This window comes from Sulfitobacter sp. (genome assembly GCF_041552635.1).
GTDB lineage: Bacteria > Pseudomonadota > Alphaproteobacteria > Rhodobacterales > Rhodobacteraceae > Sulfitobacter.
Map to the genome: position 1 here is coordinate 1 of NZ_JBFEKM010000337.1, position 1,803 is coordinate 1,803.

Here is a 1,803-nt window from a genome sequence, read left to right on the forward strand (position 1 = left end):
CTACGTTAAATTGAGCTTGTTGCCCTTCGCATACCTGAACATTTTGTGGAGGCGTCGTAATTTGCACTTTTTCAATAATTTGAACAGTGGTCGTTGTAGTATATTCCGGGCATCCTCCAGAAGCAGGAATGGTCAATGTTACAGTATGAATTCCCGGAGGGTTATCACTAGGTGTTATTGCCCCAGATTGCGCGTCAATTATAAAGCCAGTAGTTCCTGCGGAATAGGTGCCATTCCCTGTACCCGATTTGGTAACATTTTGACTCGTGGAATTAGAAGTGCAGAAAGGTTGTGCGTAGCTAATGCTTGCCGTTGGTGGAGATGTAGTTGTAACAGTGGCAGTACCTGTAATGTTTTTTGGGCAAGTTAGTGTACCGGTATAGGCAACACTTACTAAATTGTAATTTGTACTCGTTGTCAAATTTCCTGTAGCTAAGACTGCAGTTCCGTTCGCTCCAACAGGAATGGTTCTATTAGTTCCTCCGTTAATATTATAGGTAACAATAGAATTTGGAGAGGCAGTAAAAGTAATATCGGTTGCATTTCCTGAACAAATGGTTGAAGTGCCTGAAATACTAGCGATGGGATCGGGTTTAAAGGTAATGACCATGTCATCAACTCCATTATTTCCTCCGCCCGTTCCACAATTGTCGCTATTCCCTTTGGGTTTTGGAACTGTCATTGTAATCGTAACCTGGCCGGCTGCATGATCTGCAGCTGTTGGTTTATATTGATAGGTGAAAGGTCCGCTTTCATTCTTGGGTAAAGGTGTAACGAATGTGCCTGTCCCTGAAGTTTGAAAACTAGGATCAAATTTGGAATTTCCAAAAAGCACACTTGCATTTATTGTAATGGGAGCAAAATTAGTTGTCCTACATACGGTCATATCAGCCCCTGCATTCGTAACTATATGATTTGCAACTTCTATTCCTGTATAAACCGATGCGGCACTGTTTCCGCAAATATTAACAGCCTGGACACTCACTTGCTGAGTTCCTATAGCTGCCGCTGAGGTTACTTTTACCGTAATATTTCTAGTTCCTGCCCCAGCAGTAATTTCCCAGCCTGCAGTAGGTAGGGTCCATAGGTAAGAAGTTGCACCGGTAACCGCAGGAACATTAAAAGTGATTCCATTAGCAGGAGGGCAAATATTTTTATTCCCATCTAAACTAGAAGTTATTGCTAATGGTTGAGGAGGCGCAGCATTAGTAACGCCCACTGCAAAACTTGAAGGAGGAGAACTACCACAATTATTATCTGCTGTTACGGTAATATTCCCCGGTGTGGAGGAAGCATTAACTGTTATGTTATTGGTATTACTTCCAGATGTAATTACCCAGTTGGCTGGAACTGTCCAAGTGTATCCTGTTGCAGAAGTCTGTGCAGGCACGGAATAGTTTAATCCAGTTTTTGTGGAACATACCAGTGCATCACCGCTTATAGCCCCAACAGTTGTAGGTGCAGGTGGATCTATATTTACATTTAAGTTACTAGTAGGTCCGGTTCCACAGGAATTCGTTGCAGTAACTGTGATAGCACCATTCTGACCATAATTACCGGCAATTACTGTAATTTCATTGGTATTGTTGTTTGTTCCTTTAAAACTCCATCCTGTAGGGAGATTCCAAGTATAATTCACTACTCCATAATCTTGAATGTCATCAACGGAATATTTTACTTCACTACCCGGACAAATAGCAAGATTGTTAATGGGGGTAATTATTTCCTGGGTAATAGGTCCTGGATTTGGGGGTATTCCAGGTTTAATTGTAACTGTAATAATTTTTTCAGCACTTTCCCCGC

At 41.8% G+C, this 1,803-nt stretch carries 1 protein-coding gene; it reads right to left on the minus strand.

What is annotated here, in order from left to right; all coding sequences use genetic code 11:
* Positions 1 to 1,803, minus strand: a 1,803-nt coding sequence (locus ABYT07_RS20840) for a hypothetical protein (protein ID WP_372993911.1), incomplete at both ends; no start/stop codon positions are given.